General features: G+C 55.0%; 21 protein-coding genes, 1 other RNA gene and 1 riboswitch. Of the genes, 21 read left to right on the top strand and 1 reads right to left on the bottom strand.

What is annotated here, in order from left to right; translation table 11 throughout:
* Positions 1 to 14 precede the first annotated feature (14 nt).
* From ACR0QW_RS08795 to ACR0QW_RS08750, 10 genes are all read left to right on the top strand, one after another.
* Positions 15 to 122 carry an HPr family phosphocarrier protein gene (locus ACR0QW_RS08795; protein WP_432643321.1) on the top strand — a complete coding sequence of 36 codons (108 nt, stop codon included), beginning with the start codon at positions 15 to 17 and terminating at the stop codon, positions 120 to 122.
* A gap of 17 nt (positions 123 to 139) precedes the next feature.
* Positions 140 to 1774, top strand: a complete 1635-nt coding sequence (gene ptsP, locus ACR0QW_RS08790; protein WP_432643319.1) for a phosphoenolpyruvate--protein phosphotransferase — start codon at positions 140 to 142, stop codon at positions 1772 to 1774.
* A 17-nt stretch (positions 1775 to 1791) separates the two neighbouring features.
* On the top strand, positions 1792 to 2514 hold the full coding sequence (locus ACR0QW_RS08785) for a hypothetical protein (RefSeq protein WP_432643318.1): 723 nt from the start codon (positions 1792 to 1794) through the stop codon (positions 2512 to 2514).
* A gap of 3 nt (positions 2515 to 2517) precedes the next feature.
* Positions 2518 to 3216 (top strand): tRNA (adenine(22)-N(1))-methyltransferase, encoded by a 699-nt coding sequence (locus ACR0QW_RS08780; RefSeq protein WP_432643317.1) that lies wholly within the window; start codon positions 2518 to 2520, stop codon positions 3214 to 3216.
* On the top strand, positions 3203 to 4024 hold the full coding sequence (locus ACR0QW_RS08775) for a Nif3-like dinuclear metal center hexameric protein (protein WP_432643316.1): 822 nt from the start codon (positions 3203 to 3205) through the stop codon (positions 4022 to 4024). The genes ACR0QW_RS08780 and ACR0QW_RS08775 overlap by 14 nt, the downstream gene beginning before the upstream one ends.
* Before the next feature lie 14 nt (positions 4025 to 4038).
* Positions 4039 to 4962, top strand: a complete 924-nt coding sequence (locus tag ACR0QW_RS08770; protein ID WP_432643315.1) for a 3'-5' exoribonuclease YhaM family protein — start codon at positions 4039 to 4041, stop codon at positions 4960 to 4962.
* A gap of 35 nt (positions 4963 to 4997) precedes the next feature.
* Positions 4998 to 5340: RNase P RNA component class A (gene rnpB / locus ACR0QW_RS08765), an RNA gene on the top strand.
* A 45-nt stretch (positions 5341 to 5385) separates the two neighbouring features.
* Positions 5386 to 5703, top strand: coding sequence for a thioredoxin (trxA, locus tag ACR0QW_RS08760; protein WP_432643314.1), 318 nt, complete (start codon positions 5386 to 5388; stop codon positions 5701 to 5703).
* A 21-nt stretch (positions 5704 to 5724) separates the two neighbouring features.
* The gene (locus ACR0QW_RS08755) at positions 5725 to 6666 is read left to right on the top strand and encodes a glycosyltransferase family 2 protein (protein ID WP_432643313.1); all 942 of its coding nucleotides are present in this window, start codon (positions 5725 to 5727) and stop codon (positions 6664 to 6666) included.
* Positions 6667 to 6708: 42 nt separating this feature from the next.
* Positions 6709 to 6831, top strand: a riboswitch (cyclic di-AMP (ydaO/yuaA leader).
* Between the two features lie 22 nt (positions 6832 to 6853).
* On the top strand, positions 6854 to 7561 hold the full coding sequence (locus tag ACR0QW_RS08750; RefSeq protein ID WP_432643320.1) for an NlpC/P60 family protein: 708 nt from the start codon (positions 6854 to 6856) through the stop codon (positions 7559 to 7561).
* A gap of 121 nt (positions 7562 to 7682) precedes the next feature.
* Here ACR0QW_RS08750 and ACR0QW_RS08745 read toward each other — a convergent pair whose 3' ends face one another.
* Positions 7683 to 7934: a hypothetical protein gene (locus tag ACR0QW_RS08745; protein WP_432643312.1), complete on the bottom strand. Its 252-nt coding sequence runs from the start codon at positions 7932 to 7934 to the stop codon at positions 7683 to 7685.
* Between the two features lie 166 nt (positions 7935 to 8100).
* Here ACR0QW_RS08745 and ACR0QW_RS08740 point away from each other — a divergent pair, with 166 nt between their 5' ends.
* The 11 genes from ACR0QW_RS08740 to ACR0QW_RS08690 form a co-directional block, all read left to right on the top strand.
* On the top strand, positions 8101 to 8694 hold the full coding sequence (locus ACR0QW_RS08740; RefSeq protein WP_432643311.1) for an Asp23/Gls24 family envelope stress response protein: 594 nt from the start codon (positions 8101 to 8103) through the stop codon (positions 8692 to 8694).
* A complete protein-coding gene (gene amaP / locus ACR0QW_RS08735; protein WP_432643310.1) occupies positions 8691 to 9212 on the top strand; it encodes an alkaline shock response membrane anchor protein AmaP in 522 nt (173 codons plus the stop codon). The genes ACR0QW_RS08740 and amaP overlap by 4 nt, the downstream gene beginning before the upstream one ends.
* Before the next feature lie 16 nt (positions 9213 to 9228).
* Positions 9229 to 9453, top strand: a complete 225-nt coding sequence (locus tag ACR0QW_RS08730) for a DUF2273 domain-containing protein (protein WP_432643309.1) — start codon at positions 9229 to 9231, stop codon at positions 9451 to 9453.
* Positions 9454 to 9468: 15 nt separating this feature from the next.
* Positions 9469 to 9888 (top strand): transcription antitermination factor NusB, encoded by a 420-nt coding sequence (gene nusB / locus ACR0QW_RS08725; protein WP_432643308.1) that lies wholly within the window; start codon positions 9469 to 9471, stop codon positions 9886 to 9888.
* Positions 9878 to 10837, top strand: coding sequence for a Kae1-like domain-containing protein (locus ACR0QW_RS08720; protein WP_432643307.1), 960 nt, complete (start codon positions 9878 to 9880; stop codon positions 10835 to 10837). The genes nusB and ACR0QW_RS08720 overlap by 11 nt, the downstream gene beginning before the upstream one ends.
* On the top strand, positions 10834 to 12048 hold the full coding sequence (xseA, locus tag ACR0QW_RS08715; protein ID WP_432643306.1) for an exodeoxyribonuclease VII large subunit: 1215 nt from the start codon (positions 10834 to 10836) through the stop codon (positions 12046 to 12048). The genes ACR0QW_RS08720 and xseA overlap by 4 nt, the downstream gene beginning before the upstream one ends.
* Before the next feature lie 4 nt (positions 12049 to 12052).
* Positions 12053 to 12301 carry an exodeoxyribonuclease VII small subunit gene (gene xseB, locus ACR0QW_RS08710; protein WP_432643305.1) on the top strand — a complete coding sequence of 83 codons (249 nt, stop codon included), beginning with the start codon at positions 12053 to 12055 and terminating at the stop codon, positions 12299 to 12301.
* Positions 12298 to 13176: a polyprenyl synthetase family protein gene (locus ACR0QW_RS08705; RefSeq protein WP_432643304.1), complete on the top strand. Its 879-nt coding sequence runs from the start codon at positions 12298 to 12300 to the stop codon at positions 13174 to 13176. The genes xseB and ACR0QW_RS08705 overlap by 4 nt, the downstream gene beginning before the upstream one ends.
* A 22-nt stretch (positions 13177 to 13198) precedes the next feature.
* Positions 13199 to 15076 carry a 1-deoxy-D-xylulose-5-phosphate synthase gene (gene dxs, locus ACR0QW_RS08700; RefSeq protein ID WP_432643303.1) on the top strand — a complete coding sequence of 626 codons (1878 nt, stop codon included), beginning with the start codon at positions 13199 to 13201 and terminating at the stop codon, positions 15074 to 15076.
* A complete protein-coding gene (locus ACR0QW_RS08695; RefSeq protein WP_432643302.1) occupies positions 15073 to 15876 on the top strand; it encodes a TlyA family RNA methyltransferase in 804 nt (267 codons plus the stop codon). The genes dxs and ACR0QW_RS08695 overlap by 4 nt, the downstream gene beginning before the upstream one ends.
* A gap of 15 nt (positions 15877 to 15891) precedes the next feature.
* Positions 15892 to 16713, top strand: an 822-nt coding sequence (locus tag ACR0QW_RS08690; protein ID WP_432643301.1) for an NAD(+)/NADH kinase, incomplete at its 3' end; no start/stop codon positions are given.

Genomic DNA, 16713 nt, shown 5'->3' with positions numbered 1-16713 from the left:
GTATCTTCTCTCTGATGGGTATGGGCATCAAACAGGGGATGGAACTGACTGTCAGCGTGGAAGGCCCTGATGAAAAGGACGCTGCCGTTGCTCTGGAGGCCTTTTTGAAAGCCAATCTGTGAGAGAGGGGAGATTGCCCATGAAGCTAGTACAGGGTAAGGGAACTTCCGCCGGCGTGGCCGTAGGGCCCATCCTGGTAAAACCGGCCGGGCAGGACCCTGAAATCCGTCTCACTACCAGCCTGGACCCCCAGCAGGAACTGAAACGGTTCCAGGATGCCCAGCAGCAGGTGGTGGAAAATCTGGAAATATTGAAAGAAAAAGCCCGTCAGCAGGTAGGCGAGGAAGAAGCCGGCATCTTTGAAGTCCATCAGATGATGGTGCAGGATCCGGACCTCTGTGACGTCATCACCGGGCTGATCACCGGCGAACACTTCACTGCGGAAGCTGCCGTAAAGGAAGCGGGCAAACAGTTTGCTGCCATGCTGGAAGCCATGGACGACGAATATATGCAGGCCCGGGGTGCCGATGTGCGGGCCATCTGCGGTCAGCTGGAAGATGCCCTAATTCGCAGTGGCAGCAGCTGGACGGAACTTCTGACTCGTCCCAGCATCATCTGTGCTGACGATTTGACTCCCAGCGAGACCCTGCAGCTGGATAAGAAGCTAATCCTTGGCTTTGTGACTTCGGGTGGAAGCGCTACCAGCCATACAGCCATCCTGGCCCGGACCATGAAGATCCCGGCCATCGTCCACACGGGCGTACAGCTGGATGAAAGCTGGAACGGCAAGCTGGGTGCTATGGACGGTGCCGCCGGAACCTTTTATCTGGAACCGGTGGAAGAAGTGCTGGATGATCTGAAAATCAAACTGAACCGGCAGCGCAGTGCACAGGATGCCCTGGAAGCTTATCGGGGCAAACCTACGGTAACTGCGGACGGCAAGCAGATCGCTCTGTTCGGGAATATCGGCCAGCCGGAAGACATCGATCTGGTACGCCAGAACGACGGGGAAGGCGTGGGCCTGTTCCGCAGCGAATTCCTGTATCTGGGCCGGGATACCTATCCTACTGAAGATGAACTGTTTGAAGCTTACTGTACCGCCGCCCGGAAGCTGGAAGGCCGGAAACTGATCATCCGTACTCTGGATATCGGTGCTGATAAAAAAGTGGATTACTTCAAACTGCCACCGGAAGAAAACCCGGCTTTGGGCTTCCGTGCCATCCGCATCTGCCTGAAGCGGCCGGAAATCTTCTATGCCCAGCTGCGGGCCATTCTGCGGGCTTCTGCCTACGGCCAGGTGGCAGTCATGTTCCCCATGATCATCAGCGTGGAAGAAGTACAGGCTGCCAAGGAACTGCTGGAGGCCGCCAAGGTAAAATTGCGGGCGGAAGGCATTCCCTTTGACGAGGATCTGGAAGTGGGTGTGATGATCGAGACCCCGGCGGCTGCCCTGATCAGTGACGATCTGGCAGGCGAAGTGGATTTCTTCAGCATCGGTACCAATGATCTGGTGCAGTATACCCTGGCTGTGGACCGGCAGAACGCTGAACTGGAAGACCTGGCCAGTGCCGGGCATAAGGCCGTGTTGCGCCTGATCCAGAACACCATCAGCAACGGTCATGCCGGTGGCTGTTGGGTGGGCATCTGCGGGGAAGCTGCGGCGGATCCCAAGCTGATCCCCTATTTCATCGCCATGGGTGTGGATGAGCTGAGCATGAGTCCCGGCAAGATCTTGGCTGCCCGGAAACTGATCAGCACCACCCACGCCCTGTAAGGAAGGAATACGGACGTATGATTGATCTGGATTTGAAACAGGCTGCAGATAAAGCCATTGCCCTGCAGCCGCAGAAACGGGTGCTGCCATTTCTGTATCAGGACCAGGCTCTGTTCATCAAGCGGAAAGTTTCCAACCATCGGAATGCTTTTGCCAAGAACAGCGTGGAGGCGGCCTTCTGGTGCGAGGTATATAAAATCAGTACGGTAAACCAGTATTTTCCTCTGGCACCGGAAATCGTGCTGCTACAGGATGACTATTTCGTCATGAAGGCAGTGGGTAAAACCCTGCAGGGCGTAGCCAAGGAAGCACCCTGGGCAGACTGCCGGGTAAAGGCATTTGCCAAAACGGGAGAAGCTCTAGCCCGGCTCCATCAGATGGGACTGCACCACGGGCGTCCGGCGCTGCGGGACATTGCCTACGATAGAGAAGCGGACAAGATTACCTTTTTGGACTGGGAGAACGAGAAGATGTTCGTCACGGCGGATCCTCGGACTATTGATCTGATTCTGTTCATCCACAGCTGCTTCAGGGAGCGGTGGAAGGAACGGGAACTGCTGGATGCAGCCATGGGGGCTTATTGCAACAGCCCCATCGGACGGGAAATCCTGCGCCAGGCCAAGGCCCTGATCGGCCAGCACCGCAAAGCTTTCGCCTTCTGTGAAAAACTGCGCAGGTTCGGTTGGCGTGACGTAAACAGCCTGGACGATGCACGCCGGTATATTATGGAGAGAGAGTAAATCATGAATTTTGGACCTCGACTGGAAGCAGTAGCGGATTTGGTGCCTTCCTGCCATACTTTGGCGGATGTGGGTACCGATCATGCCTACCTGCCTGTGCTGCTTTTGCAGCAGGGCAAAATCCACAATGCCATTGCCGGGGATGTGGTGCCGGGGCCCTGCGACGCCGCCTGGCATACAGTCCGATCTTTCAGCTTGGAAGATCGGATTTCTGTGCGTCAGGGCAGCGGGCTTACGGTGGTGCGGCCTGGTGAAGTGGAAGCTGCCGTCATGGCCGGCATGGGTGCCGAGACCATGCTCCAGATTTTGCGGGATTCTCCTGAAGTCTGGCAGCACCCCAGTTTCCGCCACTTGATTCTGCAGCCCATGAGCGACAGTGAACGGCTGCGCCACTGGGCTGAAACTGCCGGATGGGCCATTGTCCGTGAAGACCTGGTGGAAGAAGGCGGCCGGCTTTACGAACTGATGCATCTTTCTCCCGATCCCGGCTGGCAATACACCGGCAGCTGCTGGGAAGTAGGAGAGGATTTGGTACACCACAACCACCCGCTGCTGCCCAAATTGCTGGAAGAACGCTGTGCCAAATACCGCCATCTGCTGGAGCAGATGGACAGGAGTCCACGGGCCAGGGCCAGCGAACGCTATGCGACCTATCGTACCATTCTGGAACAACTGGAGGCATTGGAGAATGGAAGAAAATAAAGAAAAAGAACTGAAGGAAACCACTGTAACGGACATCTGCCTGTTCATGAACGAACTGGCTCCGGTACAATATGCGGAAAGCTGGGACAACCCCGGTCTGTTGCTGGGTCATTTGAGCCAGCACGTGCACAAGATCATGGTGGCTCTGGACCTTTCTGTGGAAGTAGCGGAACAGGCCATCGAACAGGAATGTGACATCATCATTACCCACCATCCATACTACTTCAAACTGCCCAGGACCCTGGCTGTGACCGATACAAAGATGGAAGTACTGTACGAACTGATCAAACACGACATCGCCCTGTATGCGGCTCACACCAACCTGGATGCGGCCAAGGGCGGAGTCAACGATGTGCTGGCTGCCCGGCTGGGTCTGGACGATGTGACGGAAATTCCCCGTAAGGACTGTCCGGAGCAGGGATTGGCCCGGATCGGGGTACTGGATGCGCCCATGGACCTGAAGGACTTTGCAGAAAAAGTGAAGGAAGACCTGGGTGCGGATCATCTGACCTATGCCGGCGGTGAAGAACCGGTGTATAAAGTGGCCGTAGTGGGCGGCAGTGGTGCGGACTTTATGGAAGATGCCCTTGCCGCCGGGGCTGATACCCTGGTAACCGGCGACTTGAAATACCATGTGGCACAGCAGGCCCTGAATCTGGGACTGAACGTCGTAGACGGCACCCATCAGCTGACGGAGAGTCCTGTAGTGAACAAGCTGGAAGCCGTCCTGAACGCCTGGTGCGAAGAAACCGGACGTCATTTCGAGGTAGTCCGGGCTGAAGAAGCACGGATCCTGCAAACGGTATAAGGGAGCGATACGAAATGATCAAGGATCTGCAGTTGGGGAATGCCATGGAACAGCCCTGTCTGGTGCGACTCCAGAAGGTAGGTACTTCTTCCAATGGCAAGCCCTATGCCAAAGGCCTTCTGGAAGACAACAGCGGCTGCATCCCTTTCATCTGTTTCGAGGCCGGTCCTATCGGCCGGCTGCGGACCATGGAACAGCCTTCACCCTATCTGATCGGGGGCAAGGTGGACCTGAACAAGTATTCCAACACCATGGCCTACCAGGTGATCGTGCATGAGGCGCAGACCGTACCAGAAGGGACGGATCTTTCCTGTCTGCTGCCCAGTGGCCACATCGACCTGGAAAAACTGGAAGAGGAATTCCATACTTTTGTGGGCCGGATCCATGATGACGCCCTGCGGAAACTGGTGGAAGCCATGTTCGCAGGCGACACCTGGAAGCGGTTCATCCGGAACCCGGCGGGTATGCGGCTGCACCACGCCTATGTGGGCGGTCTGTTGCACCATACAGTATGCGTGACACGTCTGGCAGTAGCTATGTGCGGTGCCATCGGCAAAGTGGACCAGGACCTGGTGATCGCCGGAGCCCTGCTCCACGACATCGGCAAACTGCGGGAGATTTCCGCAGATCTGGGTTTCCCTTATACCACGGAAGGCCGCCTTATGGGTCATATCTCCATTGGGGCCATGGCCGTGGACCGGATGGCCCGGCGCATCCCGGAACTGCCGGCAGCGAAACGGGAGCAGCTGCTCCACATCATCCTGAGCCATCATGGGGATCAGGATAAGGGATCTCCCATCGTATGTGCCACCAGGGAAGCTTTTATCGTCCATTATGCTGATGAAGTAGATGCGATTATGAATCAGTTTCATGAAAAAGAGCGCCCCGAAAGCTGGGAATACGATAAAATGTTACAGCGCTATTTGTGGAAGGTTTGACGAAGCAGACCTTTCTATGGTATCATTCAATATCGTGAGTGCGGAAAGATAATCGCGGCAGCCTTTGGGCTGATGAGGAAAGTCCGAGCTCCGCAGGGCAGGATGCTGGATAACGTCCAGTGGGGGTGACCCTAAGGAAAGTGCCACAGAAAACAGACCGCCGGCTTCGGCCGGTAAGGATGAAACGGTGCGGTAAGAGCGCACCAGCGGCCAAGTGATTGGTCGGCTTGGTAAACCCCATCCGGAGTAAGACCAAATAGGGAAGGGATGAAGCGGCCCGCTGATCCTTCCGGGTAGCGTCGCTTGAGCCTGTCGGCAACGGCAGGACTAGATAAATGATTATCAGTAACAGAACTCGGCTTACCGGGCACTCACACCTTTGATGATAAAACCTTGCGTCTTGGCGTAAAGGAGGAAATATAGATGGATATGATTCAGATCGGTGATGCCGCCGGTTTCGAAAAACTGGTGAAGGGCTGCGAAAAACCGGTGCTGGTGGATTTCTGGGCAACCTGGTGTGGCCCCTGCCGCATGGTGGCACCGGTCATCGAAGAACTGGCCGGTGAATATGCAGAAATACAGTTCGCAAAACTGGATGTGGATCAGGTTCCAGATATTGCCCTGCGATTTAAAGTGGCAGCCATCCCTACAGTGGTACTGTTCAAGGCCGGCAAGGAAGTGCAACGGTTCGTGGGTGTACAGCCCAGGAGCGTGTACGAACAGGCATTGAAAGCGTTATAATTTTGGAAGGGAAGACATTGCATGAAGAAAATTTCTTTTGTAGTGCCCGTCTTCAATGAAGAGGAGAATATCCACGAGTTCTACAGGCGCCTTACGAAAGTAATGGCGCCTTTGCCGTATGACTATGAAATCCTGTTCATTGATGATGGTTCCAAAGACCATACGTCCCAGCTGGTACGGGAACTATCCCAGAAGGATTCCCATGTGCAGGGGTATGTATTTGCCCGGAATTTTGGCCACCAGCTGGCCCTGACCTGCGGGCTGGACCAGAGTACCGGTGATGCGGTGATCTCCATGGACGGGGATTTGCAGCACCCGCCGGAAATGGTTCCCCGGCTGCTGGAAAAGTGGGAACAGGGATATGAAATCGTCCAGACGGTGCGCAAAGCCACGGAGGATGCCACCTGGTTCAAGAATATAACTTCCCGCTTATATTACAAACTGATCAACGCCATGAGTGAGGTACGTATCACCTCGGGGGGCAGCGATTTCCGGCTCATGGACCGGAAAGCCGTGGATGCCTTGAACCGGTTCCGGGAACGGGCCCGTTTCATCCGGGGCATGGTGAACAACCTGGGTTTTCGGTATACTACCCTGGAATTTGTGGCACCGCCCCGGTTTGCCGGTCATTCCAAATTCAGCCTGAAGAAGATGCTGCGGTTTGCCCTAGACGGCATTACAGCCTTTTCCCGGGTTCCCCTGCGGCTGGCGCTTTATGTAGGGTGTGTGGCCGGGTTATGCAGCCTGCTGTTGTTGCTTCATGTCATTTATGTAAAATATGTAGTGCAGGATGCAGTACCGGGATGGACCACCCTGGCCTGTGCAGAGTTCTTCCTGGGCGGTGTGGAGCTGATCGGCATTGGGATTGTGGGCGAATATGTGGGCCGGATTTTCGATGAAGTGAAACAGAGACCTTTGTATATCATTCGTGAACATATCGTGAAAACTGCTGACAAGCAATAGACATTAAATAAGAGGATTGTTATAATAAAAACTGGCAAATCTAAATAAAAAAAGCCGAATCACAGCAATGTGAACGGGGGAACCAAAGTGGGGTTAATTTCTTCGGAATAGGGCATCTCGACCCGCACCCGGCAGCTAACTTCGTAGGCGTAATCGAGAGGATGTGTTTATTATATTTAGGAGGATGATGCTGGGCGTAGTACTGGCAGCAGCTACCACGGCGGCTACGGTATTACCGACGCAGAATGTATTTGCCAGTTTCAAGCAAGGCCAATCAGGTCCGGAAGTGGCAGCCATCCAGGAACAACTGCTGATGGAAGGCTATGATATCGGGATCCCTGACGGAGTATATGGAACCCGGACCGTGTCTGCGGTCAAGAAATATCAGGCCAGTATGGGCCTGAAGGCAGACGGAGTCATCGGGGACTTTACCTACAAGAAATTGATGGGAAAGAGCATGCCCACGCACCGGCAGCTGCATGACAACCGGGGAAGCTATGGCGGTTACGGCTATGGCAACTACGGCAGCGGTATGAGCCACCAGCTGATCAGCGTTGCCTACGATTATGTAGGCGTGCCTTACGTATTCGGCGGCACCACCCCCTGGGGCTTCGATTGTTCCGGATACACCCAGTATGTATTTGCCCAGATGGGGATTGACATCCCGCGGACGGCAGATGCGCAATATTATGCCTACCCGAAAGTTTCGGCTGACGATCTGCAGCCAGGCGATCTGGTATTCTTCGAAACCTACGAACCGGGGCCTTCCCATTGTGGCATCTACATCGGCAACGGTCAGATGCTGCAGGCCGGGAGCAGTACCGGGGTCACAGTATCCAGTGTGTTCGGCGGATACTGGGGTGCAAGATACATCGGAGCGGCAAGAGTCCTGTAATACAGGGTAGGAGCCGTGAATCATGACCTTATAAAAATGAAAAGGGGGTTGTGAAGAAATGGATTTTCATTTCTTCACAACCCCCTTTTCCATATTTCACAGCTCCTTATTCCCATATACGCTATGGCAGGCGTTTGGGGTCAAGGTGAAGATCGGTGCGGATGGGTCCGTCAGGATGAGCGGCATACCAATCAGCACGGGCCTTTTCATTTTTGGCTGCTTCTACGGCAAATTGTTTTTTGAGTTTCTTTTCTTCTCGTTCCTCCTCAAACTTATCTAACTCTAATGCAAGCAATGTTTCCTGCTCTTCAATCGACGTGAGATTGGGCTGTGAAGCCAAAGCAGCTAAAATCAATGAATTTACAAATCCCATAATATCTCACTCCTTTTTTCTTTATTATATCACGCAAGGGTGGTGAAAAACAGTGGCAGGACGATTAATGGAACGGGCTTATTACACTTTCTGTGGCATAAATAAAGCATAAATGGTATAATAATTTGATTGAAAACGTATAAACTTTCGTTTGAGGAGAAAGCCTATGAACGATGATGAAGAAGTGAAACACACGCAGCCGGAAACGGAGAACCCTGCCGCTGATGACGACATGGGTGCCATCAAGGTGGCTGACGAGGTCCTGAGCATCGTGGCCGGCCTGGCCGCTTCGGAAGTGAACGGAGTATACAGTATGAGCGGGGGCATCCGGGAAGGACTCACGGATATGCTGGGCAAGCAGAACTTTTCCAAGGGCATCAAAGTCTATACGGAAGGGCACACGGTCCGTGTAGAAGTCCATGTGATCATTACCTACGGGTTCAATATCCCCGATGTGGCAATCAAACTGCAGGAAAAAGTGAAGGAAGCGGTGGAGTCTATGACGGGCTACGAGGTAACCGGCGTGGATATCCATGTAGAAGGAGTCAAAAAGAAGAAGGAAAAGAGTCAGATTGACAAAGCTGACACCGATGAACTGGTGAAAAAATGGGAAGAAGGACCGGACGAGCCCAAAGCCCGACCGTCCGCACTGCCGATACCACAGGAAACTCCTGCGCCGGAAGACGAAAGAAATGAAGCACTGGCTGGACCGCAGCTGGGAAAAACCACTGGGGAAGGAACTTCGGGGGGAGACAAATGAGTATATTTGACCGGATCATCTTGACACTGTATACCATCATCATGGGACTGGTGGCAGTGCTGACCATCATTGTCAGTGTAAATGCCATCCCGCTGAACGATCTGGTGGCTTTTGCCACCCGGGTACCAGGACGCTGGGAATATACGGTTTCCGGTGCGGTCCTGCTGCTGGTGAGCTGCCGTCTGCTGTTTGCCAGCTGGAGCCGGGGCAGCAGCAATGACCTGACTTTCGACAACGAACGGGAAGGAAAGATTCACGTAAGTCAGCGGGCCATGGAAGACTATATTTCCGGATTTACCAATGATGTCTACGGAGTATTCGGCTCCAAGACCCGGGTGAAGCTGCTGAAGGATAACCAGCTCAGTGTGCGGATCAACGCTTCCATCGAGCCGGGCATTAATATCCCGGACACCACTGACGAAGTGAAACGGACGGTCAAGAAGAACATCAAGAACGTGGTCGGCGTGGAAGTAGCCGATGTGGCTGTCTACTTCAAGCACATCAAAGCCAAGGAATAGCTGGAGGATGGGAACCATGTGGCAGGAAATATTGTTGAAATTGTTTATGACCAGCCGGTGGCGCATCATTGGAGCGACCGTAGGCCTGGTGGTGGGAATCCTGTTCCTCCTCCTGGGCTTTTTCCAGACGGTGTTCCTGCTGCTGTGCATCGGCATGGGGTTCTATATCGGCTATAAAATGGATGCAGGGGAAGATCTGGTGGATCTGCTGGACAACCTCCTGCCTCCGTACCATAAATAAAGGAGTACAAATCGTATGAGTAGAAGAGAAGCACGTACCATTGCCTTGAGAAGCCTGTTTGCCCTGGATTTCAACGGAGATCAGTCTGTGGAGGAAACAGTACAGTTCATGGCGGCGGAAGATGATATCAAAGACGCCAACGAAAATGACCTGGCCTATGCTCTGACCCTGGTACAGGGCGTACGGGATCATCTGGCTGACATGGACAGGGAACTGAACGGACTGAACCCGGACTGGAAGGTGGAACGGATGAACGGTATCGACCGGAATCTGTTGCGCATCGCTGATTTTGAAATCTATTACTGTGCTGAACCGGTACCTGCGCCTGTCGCCATCAACGAAGCAGTGGAACTGGCCAAAGTGTACGGCGGTGATGAATCTCCGGCTTTCGTAAACGGACTTCTGGGGAGCCTGGTGAAGAAACATGCCCAATAAAGAAGTGGTATTGGGGCTGGATACCAGCTGCTATACTACCTCTGTGGCCCTTATGGACCTTCAGGGGGACCTGCTGGCTGACCAGCGGCGCCTCCTTACTGTGAAACCCGGCCATCGGGGCCTGTCCCAGTCGGAAATGGTGTTTCAGCACACCCGGAATCTGCCGGATATGGTGGAACAACTGGATCTGAGGGGGCTCAGGGTAAGAGCTATCGGTGTCAGCGCCAAACCCCGTCCCCGGGAGGATTCCTATATGCCCGCCTTTCTGACGGGACTGGGTATGGCCCGGAGCCTGGGAAAATTTCTGGGTGTACCGGTGCATCTTTTTACCCACCAGCACAACCATATGTATGCAGGCCTGTGGTCCGTGGACAAAGAGGCGCCGAAACGGTTCCTGCTGGTGCATATTTCCGGTGGGACTACGGATTTCCTGCTGTGCGAAAAACAGACCGACGGGCATTTTACCCTGATGCCTCAGGGAACCAGCATCGACCTGCATGCGGGGCAGTTCATCGACCGGGTGGGCGTGGCCTTGGGCCTGCCTTTTCCCTGTGGACCTCGCTTGGAAAAACTGGCAGAACAGGCCACGGAACCCTATCCACTGAAAGTATGGACGGAAAAGTCCCAACTGTCTCTTTCCGGTCCCTGCAGCCAGGCACTGCGGGCAGTAGAAAAAGGAACGGATCCGGCCAGCCTGGCTCTGGGCGTGGAACGGGCTATCAGCCGGGGACTTTCCCGGACTCTTTTTTATGTGTGCCAGCAGCAGGGCCTGTACCAGGTACTGCTTGCCGGAGGCGTCAGCGCCAACAGCGAACTTAGGAGACAAATCGGTGATTACCTGCAGAAACGCCAGATCGAACTCTGGGCTCCGGATCCCAAATACAGCGTAGACGGAGCTGTAGGCAACGCATGGGCGGCCGTGCTGGAAGAAAGACAGGCGGGTGCATGAATACAATTGTAGGAAAAGTCTATACGGTATCGGAAGTGAACCGGATCATGAAGGGACTGATCCGGCAGGAGCCGGAATTTGCCAACCTGCAGATCCAGGGTGAAGTATCCAACTTTCGCCAGTATCCTTCCGGTCATTGTTATTTTGCGCTGAAAGACGGTAAGACGCTTCTCAAATGCGTCATGTTCGCCGGCAGTGCCCGGCGGCTGAAGCAGCTGCCCCGGAACGGGGATCAGATACTGGGCGTGGGCCGTATCGACCTGTATGAACGGGATGGAATCTACCAGTTCTATGTGGATATGCTGATGCCCCTGGGGGCTGGCAGCCTGATGGTGGCTTATGAACAGCTGAAACAGAAGCTCAGCGCAGAAGGGTTGTTCGACGAAAGCCGCAAAAAAACGCTGCCCGTCTATCCCAAAACGGTAGGAATCGTAACGAGCCCGGCCGGAGCAGCGGTACGGGATATCATCAACGTATCCGGACGCCGGGATCCCTCGGTAAAATTGCTGCTGTACCCGGTGAAAGTGCAGGGTACGGAGGCACCTCTGGAAATCGTCCACGGTATCCAGTTCTTCAATCACCATCAGCTGGCCGATGTACTGATCGTCGGCCGGGGCGGCGGCTCTATGGAAGACCTGTGGGCCTTCAACGACGAACGGGTAGTACGGACCATTGCAGAATCGGAGATTCCGGTGGTTTCGGCAGTAGGCCACGAAATCGACTTTACCCTGAGTGATTTTGCAGCGGATTTGCGGGCTCCGACTCCTTCGGCGGCGGCAGAACTGGCCGTGCCGGAGCGCAGCGGCGACCGGGAGGCACTGGCCAAGCTGGCGCGACGGCTGGAGCGGGCTATGGAAGTGAAACTTACAAATAGTGGGACGGCCCTGGAGCGGCTGCAGGAGGAATGGGTGCTGACTCATCCGGAACGGTTATGGGAAATGGCCAGCCAGACTCTGGACACCCTGGACCGGCGGCTGGAACAGGCAGCCCAGAGCAGGTTCACGGACAGGGAGCAGGAATTGCAGCTCCTGGCGACGAAGCTGGAAACACTGGACCCCTATGCCGTGCTGCGGCGAGGCTATACCATTACAGAAAATGAACGGGGGCAGGTGGTGCACAGTGCAGCCCGGCTGCAGCCCGGTGCCACCCTGGTGACACGGTTCACCGATGGGACAGCAGTTTCCACGGTGGATACGGTGAAGGAAGGATAAGACAATGCCCAGAAAAAAAGCAGGAACGGTTTCCTTTGAAGATGGCCTGAAACGGCTGGAAACCATTGTGGAACAACTGGAAGGGGGCGATTTGCCCCTGGACCAGACAGTGACCCTCTACAAGGAAGGTATGGAACTGAGCAGGAACTGCGCCGCTCAACTGAAAAAGGTCCAGCAGGATGTGAAAAAAATCGTGGAGACCAGCCAGGATGACTTCAAGCTGGCACTCTTCCCGGAGGAGAAAGAACAATGATGGAACTGAGAAGCTATTTGCGGAGCCGCGGGGCTCTGGTTAACGGATATTTGCGGGTACGCCTGGGGGTGGGCAGCATTTCCCCGGTGGATGAAGCCATGATGTATTCCATTGCAGCAGGGGGCAAGCGGCTGCGGCCCATCCTGCTCATGGCTGCGGCAGATGCAGTGGGTGCCAGTGGGACGGATTTCGTTTCCGTAGCTGCAGGGTTGGAGATGATCCATACCTATTCCCTGATCCACGACGATCTGCCTTCCATGGATAACGACGATTACCGCCGGGGCCGTCTGACCAACCATAAAGTATTCGGTGATGCCATGGCGCTTTTGGCCGGTGATGGCCTTCTGACCCAGGCTTTTGAAGTGATGCTGGAACAGCGGGGCGTGGATCCGCAGGTTCTGCTGCAGGTGGTACAGCTGGTGGCCAAATGCGCCGGCCCTGCCGGTATGGTGGGCGGCCAGGCTCTGGATATCACCTCTGAAGACAAACAGCTGACACTGGAACAGATGAAACAGCTCCACGAAGCCAAGACCGGAGCCATGTTTGTGGCTGCGGTGCGCGGCGGGGCTATGCTGGGCGGAGCTGATGCTGAACAGCTGCGGATCCTGACCCGTTTTGCTACCCTGTTCGGACTGGCCTTCCAGATTACTGATGATATCCTGGATGTGGAAGGGGACGCCAAGGTTATGGGCAAACCGGCCCACAGCGATGAAAAACTCCACAAATCCACCTATGTTTCCCTGTTCGGCCTGGAAAAGGCCAGGGAGATGGCGGCTGACACTCTGAAAGAGGCCGAGGAGACCCTGACTCCGCTGGGCGAAAAAGCACAGCCGCTGGTAGAGATCACACGCTATCTGTACAACCGGAAAAAGTAAGAAACGGGAAGGACGGAGCCTTATGAGAATTTTACCAACCATACACGCACCGTCAGATTTGAAGAAAATACCCAATACGGAACTGCCGGAACTGTGCCAGGAAATCCGTGACGAGATTCTGGAGGTAACCAGCAGAAACGGGGGCCATCTGGCTCCCAACCTGGGAGTGGTAGAACTCACCGTGGCTCTCCACAAGGTATTCTCCATGCCCCGGGACAAGATTGTCTGGGATGTGGGCCACCAATCCTACGTCCACAAACTGCTCACCGGGCGTTTGGAACAGTTTCTCACCCTGCGGCAGTACGGAGGCCTGTGCGGATTCCCCAAACGAAGTGAAAGCAAATACGACTGTTTCGGCACCGGGCACTCCAGTACGTCTATCTCAGCAGCACTGGGCATTGCCTGTGCCCGGGACCTGTCCGGCGATGACTACAATGTGATTGCCGTAATCGGTGACGGTGCCCTGACTGGCGGAGAAGCCATGGAAGGGCTGAACAACGCCGGAGACCTGCATAAGAAGCTGATTGTAGTACTGAACGACAATGAAATGTCTATTTCAAAGAATGTAGGGGCACTTTCCAGCTATTTGACGGAGCTGCGCACAGACCCCAAATATTCCAGAGTGAAATCAGATGTGGAGACCTTCCTGAAAGGGCTTCCTTCCATCGGACCCAGCGTGGCCCGGGCAGTAGAACGGCTGAAGAACAGCTTCAAGTACTTCTTTGTACCCGGTATGCTGTTCGAGGATTTCGGGTTTAAATACCTGGGTCCCGTGGACGGGCATGACCTACCTGCCCTGATCGAAACGTTTGAAAAGGCCAAGACCCTGAATGAGCCGGTGTTCATCCACGTACTCACCACCAAGGGCAAAGGCTACAGGCCGGCGGAACTGCGGCCCAATGCCTTTCACGGCACTGGGCCCTTCGATATTCCCACGGGGAAGAAGCTGGTCAAGCCGGGTGCTCCCGCCAGCTATACCAAGGTGTTCAGCGACGCACTGGTGGAACTGGGGAAGAAAGATCGGAAGGTGGTGGCCATTACAGCGGCCATGCCAGAAGGTACCGGGCTGGACGTATTCGGCAAGTTCTATCCGGACCGATTCTTCGATGTAGGTATCGCCGAGCAGCATGCGGTGACCATGGGTGCCGGACTGGCGGCCAATGGATACCACCCGGTGGTGGCGCTCTATTCCACTTTTGCCCAGCGGGCTTTTGATCAGCTGCTGCATGACGTATGCATGCAGGATTTGCCTTTTACCCTGTGTCTGGACCGGGCGGGACTGGTAGGGGACGACGGCATGACCCATCACGGGGTCTACGATCTGTCCTACCTGCGGCTGATGCCCAAACTGGTCATGATGGTACCCAGGGACGAAAACGAACTGCGGCATATGCTGAAAACTTCCCTGGAATATCCGGGGCCGTCCAGCCTGCGGTATCCCAGAGGAGCCGGACTGGGAGTGCCTTTGGATAAGGAGCTGCACACCCTGCCCATCGGGAAAAGTGAACGGCTGCAGGAAGGTACGGATGTGGATCTGTGGGCTGTAGGCACCATGGTGGATACGGCCCGAAAAACGGCAGGACTGCTGAAAGAGCAGGGGATTTCTGCCGGAGTGGTGAACGCCCGGTTCGTGAAACCACTGGACGAAGAAGCCCTGGATGCCGCCAGTCGCAAGGTCAAGCTGATTGTGACCCTGGAGGAAAGCGCACTGATCGGGGGCTTCGGCGAAGGGGTGCTGGACGCCCTGAACCGCCGGGGACGGCTGCAGGACTGCAAGGTCCTGAATCTGGGCATCCCTGATGAATTTGTGCTCCACGGCAAGCGGGAGTTATTGCTTCGTGATCTGGGATTAGATTCCCAGAGCGTAGCAGAAACCGTAAATAAGGAATTGAAGCAATGAAAAAAGAACGTTTGGATCTATTTTTAACAGAACAGGGATTCTTTGAATCCCGCAGTAAGGCCCAGGCCGTAATCATGGCCGGGGAAGTACTGGTGAATGACCAGAAAATCGACAAACCCGGCACGATGGTGAAGCCCGATGCCAAGATCACTCTTCTGGGCAAGAGAATGCCTTTTGTGAGCCGGGGCGGTTATAAACTGGAGAAATCCCTGAAAGTGTTCCCCATCAACCTGGAAGGGAAAGTGGTGTCCGATCTGGGAGCCAGCACCGGTGGCTTTACGGACTGTGCCCTGCAGCACGGAGCCGTGAAAGTATACGCTGTGGATGTGGGGTACGGCCAGCTGGCCTGGAAACTGCGCCAGGATCCCCGAGTAGTGAATATGGAACGGACCAACGTACGGTTCCTGGAAGCTGATTCCCTGGGCGAACTGGTGGACGCCATCACCATCGACGTGGCATTTATCTCTCTGGACAAAGTTCTGCCCAGCGCTTATAAAATTCTGAAGCCGGACGGCTTCGTCATCGCCCTGATCAAGCCCCAGTTCGAAGCGGGCCGGGAAAAAGTAGGCAAGAAGGGCGTGGTCCGGGATCCGTCTGTACACCTGGAAGTCATTGAAAAAGTAGTCAATATGGCACGTGAACTGGGTTTTGTGCCTCTGGGATTGGATTTTTCGCCCATCCGGGGGCCGGAAGGCAATATCGAATACCTGTTCTATATGGGGAAACAGGGTGAGGATGCCATTACACCGGAAAAAATCCAGGATGTGGTCAGGGCCTCCCACGAGACTCTGGAAAAATAAAGAGGGGGAGTCAATATGGAAAAGCGGCTGCGGATCGGGATTTTTCCCAATCTGCCCAAAGAAAGGGTACGGGCACTGCTGCCCAAGCTGGTGGAATTCTGCCGGGAGCAGGAAATCTCCATCGCCTTTCCCCGGGAAATCGCCAATACCTACGGGGTCACGGGGTATGACCAGGAAGACCCGGCCAGCCTTAGCCAGCTTTCCCTGGCTCTGACCCTGGGAGGAGACGGTACTATCCTGCGGGCCGCCCGGTACGTGACACCTCTCAATATCCCGCTTTTGGGGGTGAACATGGGCAAGCTGGGCTTTCTCACTGAAGTGGGGGCCCAGGACTTGTACAAGGCTCTGCTGCGGGTGAAACAGGGAGATTATGCCCTGGAAAAACGGAACATGCTGCAGCTGACTGTCTGGCGGGGCGAGAAGATGACCTGCAAGGCACATGCTCTGAATGATATGGTGCTGGAAAGTGCAGACCGTTCCCGGCTGACCCGGCTGAGTCTGAAAATTGCCGGCGAAGTGACGGCCAGCGCACCCAGCGATGGACTGATTATCGCCACGGCCACAGGTTCCACGGCTTATTCCCTTTCGGCGGGCGGACCAGTGGTACATCCCAGCCTGAAAGTGAGTATCATCACCCCCATCTGTCCCCATGCGCTCCATGCCCGTCCACTGGTGATTCCCATGGAGCATCCCATTGAAATTTCTCCCCGGCCGCCCTACGAGACCATCCTGATCTCTGCGGACGGGATGACTGTGAGCCACCTGGACTGGGATCAGCGGGCTCTCATCGAAAAAAGTCCCAGTGATGCCCATTTCGTCCGTATCACACCTCTTTCC

It is taken from the genome of Acidaminococcus sp., assembly GCF_050873445.1.
In the GTDB taxonomy this organism is placed as follows: domain Bacteria; phylum Bacillota; class Negativicutes; order Acidaminococcales; family Acidaminococcaceae; genus Acidaminococcus.
This window is presented reverse-complemented; position numbering and strand designations above follow the sequence as displayed.